The sequence below is a fragment of the Pseudomonas sp. GZD-222 genome (assembly GCF_049310525.1).
Lineage (GTDB): Bacteria > Pseudomonadota > Gammaproteobacteria > Pseudomonadales > Pseudomonadaceae > Aquipseudomonas.
Window position 1 is genome coordinate 1 of record NZ_JBMOWO010000107.1, and the last position, 7,110, is coordinate 7,110.

8 protein-coding genes are annotated in these 7,110 nt (G+C 62.8%); 6 read left to right on the forward strand and 2 right to left on the reverse strand.

All coding sequences use genetic code 11. From position 1 onward, the window contains the following. The first annotated feature begins 141 nt into the window (after window positions 1–141). From ACO6VD_RS20090 to ACO6VD_RS20100, 3 genes are all read left to right on the forward strand, one after another. On the forward strand, window positions 142–963 hold the full coding sequence (locus tag ACO6VD_RS20090) for a helix-turn-helix transcriptional regulator (RefSeq protein WP_422421546.1): 822 nt from the start codon (window positions 142–144) through the stop codon (window positions 961–963). Window positions 964–1,042: 79 nt separating this feature from the next. After that, window positions 1,043–1,504: a carboxypeptidase regulatory-like domain-containing protein gene (locus ACO6VD_RS20095; RefSeq protein WP_422421548.1), complete on the forward strand. Its 462-nt coding sequence runs from the start codon at window positions 1,043–1,045 to the stop codon at window positions 1,502–1,504. 10 nt (window positions 1,505–1,514) lie between these two features. Further along, the gene (locus tag ACO6VD_RS20100) at window positions 1,515–2,273 is read left to right on the forward strand and encodes a phytanoyl-CoA dioxygenase family protein (RefSeq protein ID WP_422421550.1); all 759 of its coding nucleotides are present in this window, start codon (window positions 1,515–1,517) and stop codon (window positions 2,271–2,273) included. A gap of 3 nt (window positions 2,274–2,276) precedes the next feature. On the opposite strand, the gene ACO6VD_RS20105 is transcribed toward ACO6VD_RS20100, so the two are convergent. Together ACO6VD_RS20105 and ACO6VD_RS20110 are read right to left on the reverse strand one after the other, a co-directional pair. Further along, window positions 2,277–3,173, reverse strand: coding sequence for a universal stress protein (locus tag ACO6VD_RS20105; RefSeq protein ID WP_422421552.1), 897 nt, complete (start codon window positions 3,171–3,173; stop codon window positions 2,277–2,279). A gap of 105 nt (window positions 3,174–3,278) precedes the next feature. Beyond that, window positions 3,279–4,673: an aldehyde dehydrogenase family protein gene (locus ACO6VD_RS20110; protein ID WP_422421554.1), complete on the reverse strand. Its 1,395-nt coding sequence runs from the start codon at window positions 4,671–4,673 to the stop codon at window positions 3,279–3,281. 106 nt (window positions 4,674–4,779) lie between these two features. On the opposite strand from ACO6VD_RS20110, the gene ptrR reads away from it, so the two are divergent. Genes ptrR through ACO6VD_RS20125 form a run of 3 tightly spaced genes read left to right on the forward strand, consistent with a single transcriptional unit; the run spans window position 4,780 to window position 7,050 of the window. After that, the gene (gene ptrR / locus ACO6VD_RS20115; protein ID WP_422421555.1) at window positions 4,780–5,694 is read left to right on the forward strand and encodes a putrescine utilization regulator PtrR; all 915 of its coding nucleotides are present in this window, start codon (window positions 4,780–4,782) and stop codon (window positions 5,692–5,694) included. 42 nt (window positions 5,695–5,736) lie between these two features. After that, the gene (locus ACO6VD_RS20120) at window positions 5,737–6,087 is read left to right on the forward strand and encodes a DUF3302 domain-containing protein (protein WP_422421557.1); all 351 of its coding nucleotides are present in this window, start codon (window positions 5,737–5,739) and stop codon (window positions 6,085–6,087) included. Window positions 6,088–6,090: 3 nt separating this feature from the next. Next, window positions 6,091–7,050, forward strand: a complete 960-nt coding sequence (locus ACO6VD_RS20125; RefSeq protein WP_422421559.1) for an HlyD family secretion protein — start codon at window positions 6,091–6,093, stop codon at window positions 7,048–7,050. The last annotated feature ends 60 nt before the right edge of the window (window positions 7,051–7,110 follow it).

The window sequence follows — 7,110 nt, forward strand, 5'->3', positions numbered from 1 at the left end:
TGCCTCGCTCGTTGGGGGGGTCTTGTCTTTTCCTCTCTTTTTTTTGTCCCCCCCCCCCCCCCCCCCCCCCCCCCCCCCCCGCTCCCACCCACTAGCACCCCACAGGTGCAGGCTCGTGCGCCAGCCGTTAGACTGCGGAGCATGAGCCACGCACCTCTGGAAACCCCCATCTGCCTGTCCCTGGGCGCTCTGCAGCAATGGCATGCAGCGCTGCAGAACGCCTTTGCCCATAGCGAAGCGCCGGATGCCCTCGCGCATCTGGCTGCAGCCCTCAGCCAACTGGTGGCGGTCGAGTCGATGATGATCAGCCTCGAGTGTCAGGGCCAGGCCCCGCAGCTGCTGTACCAGCAGGGCATTCCCGAAGAGCACCGCGATGCCATCCTCAATCGCTACTTTGCCGCCGGTTATCTGCTCGATCCGTTCTGCCTGGCAGTGGAGAGCGGCCTGGCCGAGGGCTTCTATCACCTTGAAGACATCGCCCCGGACCATTTTTTCGACAGCGACTACTACAAGACTTACTACCTGGGCACCGGTTGCAGCGAAGACAGCTACTTCATTGCCGATATCGGAGATGCCCGCAAGATCTCCCTGAGCCTGTTCCAGGGCTGCAGCGGCTCGCGCCTCGACGCTGGGCAAGTAAACCTGTTGCGCGCGGTCGAGCCGATGGTCCGCGAGCTGCTGACACGCTTCGCCCGCAACGGGCTGACAGAAAGCAGCAACGAGGCAGGCCATAACAGCATCCAGGCGGCGTTCGACAGTTTTGGCTGCCTGGTGCTGACCGACCGCGAGCGGGAAGTGGCGCACATGATCCTGCGCGGCCACTCGGCCAAGTCCACCGCCAGTGAACTGCGGATCTCGCCGGAAACCGTGCGCATGCACCGCAAGAACCTCTACCAGAAGCTGCAGATCAATTCCCAGTCGGAGCTGTTCGCGCGTTTTATCGACTGGTTGCGCCAAGGCTGAGCCGCGCGTCAGGGCCGTGTCCAAAGCTGTGCGATGCACGGGATAATAAGGACGCCAATCCCTGTGTGGAGGACTAGCCATGAACAGCGATCAGCATAGTCTTGTGAGCAGCATCGCCCTGGCATTGGCCATGCTCTGTATGGCGCCGGTAGCGATTGCGCAAACCCAGCCGGGCGCTGAAGAACCCATCGATAGGTCCGCAGTGCACTTGCAGCCCAAGGAGCAGAACGGTATCAGCTACCTCGAAGGTGGCATCGGCATCGATGAGTCCCGCGCCCTGCAGCAGACCCGCGGCTACAACCTGCAGATCACCCTGTCGTCCGGGCCGGACAACAAGTACCAGAGCGGTGCCGAGCTGCGCATCGAGTCCGCCGCCGGCCAGCCGGTGCTGACCTTGCAGGACATCGGCCCGATGCTCTGGGCCAAGGTCCCGGCCGGTCACTATCAGGTGGTGGCCAACCTGGATGGTCAACAGCTGCGCCAGCAGGTGGTGATCGACGGCACGGCGCCGGTCAAGGTCAACTTGCACTGGCCTGAATAGGGACGCCGGCATGGACGATCAACCCGTGGTGAGCCTGGGTTTGAGTGCGCTGCAGCGTGACGGCTTCCTGCTCTTGCCCGGGCTGCTCGCGCCGTCACAGGTCGCCCAGCTGCAGGCGGCGATCAGTGCCCTGGTACCTATGCACTGGGACTACAACGGCCTGCTCGAACACTACAAGTGCGTGTTCAACCGCGCCCCGTTGTGGCTGGAATACCTCGACCTGCCGGGGGTGATCGAACTGGCCGAGGCGGCGCTGGGCGAGGATTGCCATATCATTGGCCAGACCGCCTGGCGCAGCCATCCCGGCTATCAGGGCATGCCGCTGCACCTGGACTATCTGGTGATGGAACTGCCCCCGCCGCTGTTGGCCGACCCCGCCTTCGAGTTGCCGATGCAGGTCTGCACCCTGCAGTTCTACCTCGACGATATCGACGCCGACCTGGGGCCAACCCAGGTCGTGCCGGGTAGCCACAGGGCAGGGCGCAAGCCGGCGCCGGGAGAGCAGCAATGGCAGGGACAGGCAGCCCAGCACATCCTCTGTCGAGCCGGCGACGCGCTGATGTTTCGCAGCGAGCTGTGGCACGGCGGCAGCGACAACCGCAGCACTGACCGCAGCCGCTCGATGCTGCAGGTGCACTATGGCCGGCGCATGGTCGCGCAGAAGTTTTCACCGTACCTGCACTGGCAATTCAACCCTGCAGTGCTCGCCGCCGCGACGCCACGCCAGCGGCGGTTGCTCGGCGAGCATGCCGAAGCCGAGTACGACTGACGCTCAGGCCACCGCCTTGACCGCCAGGACATTGCACAGGTTGTGGTCGATTATATGCTCGGTGGTGCTGCCGGTCAGACGCTCCAGCAGTTTGCGCGGGTGATTGCCCATCACCAGCACGTCGGTGCGGCTGTGGGCGACGAAGTCGGCGATGCTGCGGGTAATTGGTGCCGAGAGGAAGTGCTGACGCTCCTCCGGTACGCCGTGTGCGACCGCCAGATGCTCGAAGGCCTTGTGGATCGACTTGCGCACATCACTGCCGAAACCGGGCATGGTAACCGTGCCAGCACCGAAGTCGGACATGTGCGTGTGGGCGCTGTCGCACACATGCAGCAAATGCAGTTCGGCGTTGCACTGGCGTGCCAGCTCGCTGGCGGCTTGAATCACCGTCTCGTTGAGGTTGTCATGGGGATGTTCGGGGTGGGTCGGGTCGACAGCGGCGACCACCACCCGTGGCAGCGGACAGTGGACTGCCGAGACCAGGTGCACGGGGCACGGACACTCGCGCAGCAATTGCCAGTCCAGCGGGGTGAACAGCAGGCGCTTGTACGCCGGTTCGTGCTGCACATCCTTGATCAACAGGTCTGGCTCGATCTCTTTTACCTGGGCCAGCACCGCACCTAGCACATCACGGGTGAGTATCGCTTCGGTGCTGATGCGGATGCCGCTGTCATGCAGCAAGGTGGCTTCGTCGGCGAGCCATTGGCGGGTGTCCTGTTCGCGGGTCTGGTTGCGGAACTCGTCGCCGCTGAGCAGGCCAAGGGTGTCGAGCTCTTCGACAAAGGCGCAGATATGCAGGGTGGCACCGGTGGCGTGGGCCAGGGCGGCGGCGCGCTCCAGTGCCGGGGTGTGGCGCATTTCGGCGCCGACCATCAGGAACAGGCGTTGGTACTGGCTCATGGTGCACCTCCGGTCGCGTTGCATTGCCAGCCCCCGAGCTAGAGTTTAGCCCATTGCCTGCAACGCTCCCGGAGCCAGTACCGCTGCGACCCGACCGCTGGTCACTCAGCCACGGCGGTCCAGCCAGACCGTCTGGGCGTTGCAGAACTCGCGGACACCGAAGTGCGAGAGCTCGCGGCCAAAACCACTCTTTTTGATCCCGCCGAAGGTCACGCGCGGATCAGAGGCGCAGTAGCCGTTGACGAACACACCGCCGGTGTCCAGTTCTTCAGTGAGCTGGGCAGCCAGTTCCAGATTCTGGGTATAGATAGTCGAGGCCAGCCCGAATTCACTGTCGTTGGCCAGTTCCAGGGCATGGCGAGCGTCGCGGGCAGTGATGATCGAGGCAACCGGGCCGAACAGCTCCTGGCGGAACGAGGTCATCTGGTCGGTTACATCGGCCAGCACCGTCGGTTCGTAGAAGTTGCCGCCACCATCGGCCTTGCGGCCACCGAGCAACAGGGTCGCACCTTCGGCCAGGGTGGCCTGGACCTGCTCATCAAGCTCGTCGCGCAGGTCGAAGCGCGCCATCGGGCCCAGGTAGGTCTGCTCCGACAGTGGGTCGCCCATGACCAGCTGACGGGTGGCTTCGACGAATTTTTCGGTAAAGGCTTCGACAATGCCCTGTTCGACGATCAGGCGCTTGGCCGCGGCGCAGACCTGGCCGGTGTTGGCGTAGCGGCCGACAACGGCGGCCCTGACCGCTTCATCGAGGTTGGCATCGTTGAGGACGATGAACGGATCGGAGCCGCCCAGCTCCAGTACGCATTTTTTCAGCGCAGCACCGGCCTGGGCACCGATGGCCATGCCGGCGCGCACGCTGCCGGTCAGGGTCACGGCAGCAATGCGCGGGTCCTTGATGGCCTGGGACACGCCATCCGTGGTGACGTTGATGACTTCAAAGACGCCGTCCGGCAGACCGGCCTGCTTGATCACTTCGAGCAGCAGATAGGCGCTGCCCATCACGTTCGGCGCATGTTTGAGCACATAGGTGTTGCCGGCGATCAGTGCTGGCACGGCGCCGCGCAGTACTTGCCAGACCGGGAAGTTCCAGGGCATCACCGCCAGGATCGGGCCCAACGGACGGTACTCGATACGAGCCTTGCCGTTTTCCACCAGGGTCGATTCGGCGCTGAGCATGCCCGGGCCTTGAGCGGCGTACCACTCGCATAGCTGTGCGCATTTCTCCACTTCGCCACGGGCCTGAGCCAGGGGCTTGCCCATTTCCATGGTGATCATCTGTGCCATGGCCGCAGCGTTGGCGCGGATCGCGCTGGCCAGGCCGAGAATCAGCTGTGCGCGCTCGGCCACGGGCGTCCGCCGCCAGTGGGCGAAACCTCCTGCCGCCCGAGTCAGCGCGGCATCCAGCTCAGCCTCGGAGGCATACGGGTAGTGACCAATGGCTTCGCCGTTGGCGGGGTTGATCGACACGGCATGGGTGTGGCTGGAGAACGCGGTCATGGCACTTTGTCCTGCAAGAAAGTGGGGAACGAGGCCAGCGTAGAGGGCTATGCATGTTTTGAAAACTGAATAATAATGAGTCTTTCGTTCACGATTGGAGAATGATGTGGACCTGGTTCAGCTGGAAATTTTCAGGGCTGTGGCCGAACACGGCAGCATCAGCGTTGCCGCCCAGCACATCCACCGGGTGCCGTCGAACCTGACGACGCGCATCAAGCAACTGGAAACCGACCTCGGGGTCGAGCTGTTCATTCGCGAGAAAAGCCGCTTGCGCCTGTCGCCGGCGGGCTGGACCTTCCTCGATTACACCTGGCGCATCCTCAGCCTGGTCGAAGAGGCACGCTTGACCGTGGCCGGAGCGGAGCCACGCGGGCCGTTCTCCCTGGGCTCGCTGGAAAGCACGGCGGCCGTGCGCATTCCGGCCTTGTTGGCGGCGTACAACCAGCAATACAGCAAGGTCGAGCTGGACCTTTCCACCGGGCCGTCCGGGGCGATGATCGAGGGCGTGCTCTCGGGGCGGCTGGTCGCGGCGTTTGTCGACGGCCCGGTGCTGCATCCGACGCTGGACGGGGTACCGGTGTTCGAGGAAGAGATGGTGCTGATTGCGCCGCTGAACCACGGGCCGATCAACCGCGCCCAGGATGTCAACGGCGAGAACATCTATGCCTTCAGGTCCAACTGTTCTTACCGTCATCACTTCGAGCGCTGGTTCAATACCGATGGCGCGGTGCCGGGCAAGATCTTCGAGATCGAGTCCTATCACGGGATGCTTGCCTGCGTCAGTGCCGGTGCCGGCCTGGCGCTGATGCCGCGGAGCATGCTGGAGAGCATGCCAGGCTGCGCCACGGTCAGTGTCTGGCCGCTGTCCGAAGACTTCCGTTACCTCAATACCTGGCTGGTCTGGCGGCGCGGCACCGTGTCCCAGAGCCTGTCGAGTTTCGTCACCCTGCTTGAAGCCCGCCGGAGTAAGGTGGGTGACGGCACCGGTGAAATTCGCAGTGAAACAGCAAGGGTTGATTAAACTCTATCTACCAACTCTCGCCATTTGCGTTCTGGAGCGACCATGCTTGATTACTTTGCACTGGGTGTGTTGATTTTTGCCGGGCTGGTGTTGTTCTACGGCATCATCGTCCTTCATGACATCCCCTACGAAATCGCGGTTCACCGCAATCACCCGCATCAGGATGCGATCCACGCCACCGGCTGGGTCAGCTTGTTCACCTTGCATGCCCTGTGGCCGTTCCTGTGGATCTGGGCCATGCTCTACCGCGAGGATCGCGGCTGGGGTATCGGCGGGTTGGGCGACCAGAGCCCGATAGGCGACCTGGAGCGCCAGGTGTTCGAATTGCAGCAGCGGGTGGCCCATCTGGAGGAAAACCGGACCAAGCCGAACGATGCAGGCGGGGGAGTCTGACTCATGGATCTGCTACTTATCCTGACCTACGCCGCCATCTGTATTGCCATCTTCAAGCTGTTTCGCATCCCTCTGAACAAATGGACCGTGCCCACTGCGGTGCTGGGTGGGGTGATCTTGATCGGCTCGCTGATCTTCACCATGAACTACAACCACCCCTATTCAGAGGTGGCGCGCACCTATTTCGTCTCGGTACCGGTGATTCCGGTGGTCACCGGCAAGGTGATCGACGTGCCGGTGCAGGGCAACGAGCCATTGAAGGCCGGCGATATCCTGTTCCGCATCGACCCGGCACCGTTTGAATACAAGCTCAAGTCGCTCAAGGCCCAGCATCTGGCGGCAAAAGGTGACCTGTTTCGGATCAATGAACTGATCAAGCGCAATTTCGGTACCCGCCGTGAGCTTGAAACGGCTATTGCCCGTGTCGATGATCTGCAGGCACAGATCGACAATGCCCAGTTCGAACTGGATAACACCGTGGTGCGTGCACCGAGCAAAGGCTTCGTCACCCATGTCTCGCTGCGCGCCGGCATGATGGCAAGCAAGTTGCCGCTGCGCCCGTCAATGGTGTTTATTCCTGACGAAGGTCATTACTTCGCCGCGTGGATGCGCCAGAACAGCTTGCTGCGTTTAGTGGCCGGTGACGAGGCCGAGGTCGCGTTCGATGGTATCCCCGGCAAGGTGTTCAAAGGCCGGGTGAAAAATGTGATTACGGTGATTGCCGAAGGTCAGGTACAGCCGTCTGGCTCGTTGATCGGCTACACCGGTTCACCGCCGGCCGGGCGGGTGCCGGTGATCATCGAAATCACTGACCCCGAGTACGCCAAATACAGTGCGCAGATGCCAGGTGGTGCCTATGGGCAGGCGGCTGTCTATAGCAAGCACTTCGAGCACATCGGCACGATGCGCAAGATCCTCCTGCGCATGGCGGCGTGGATGAATTACATATTCCCGTTCCATTGATCTTCGCGGGGCAAGCCCGCTCCCCCCCCCCGGTGGGAGCGGGCTTTTCCCGCGGCTCGC

Bases quoted from the DNA above. Each gene is read 5' to 3' on its own strand.
- ACO6VD_RS20090 (WP_422421546.1), top strand. From the start codon at position 142: ATGAGCCACGCACCTCTGGAAACCCCCATCTGCCTGTCCCTGGGCGCT.
- ACO6VD_RS20095 (WP_422421548.1), top strand. From the start codon at position 1,043: ATGAACAGCGATCAGCATAGTCTTGTGAGCAGCATCGCCCTGGCATTG.
- ACO6VD_RS20100 (WP_422421550.1), top strand. From the start codon at position 1,515: ATGGACGATCAACCCGTGGTGAGCCTGGGTTTGAGTGCGCTGCAGCGT.
- ACO6VD_RS20105 (WP_422421552.1), bottom strand. From the start codon at position 3,173: ATGAGCCAGTACCAACGCCTGTTCCTGATGGTCGGCGCCGAAATGCGC.
- ACO6VD_RS20110 (WP_422421554.1), bottom strand. From the start codon at position 4,673: ATGACCGCGTTCTCCAGCCACACCCATGCCGTGTCGATCAACCCCGCC.
- ACO6VD_RS20120 (WP_422421557.1), top strand. From the start codon at position 5,737: ATGCTTGATTACTTTGCACTGGGTGTGTTGATTTTTGCCGGGCTGGTG.
- ACO6VD_RS20125 (WP_422421559.1), top strand. From the start codon at position 6,091: ATGGATCTGCTACTTATCCTGACCTACGCCGCCATCTGTATTGCCATC.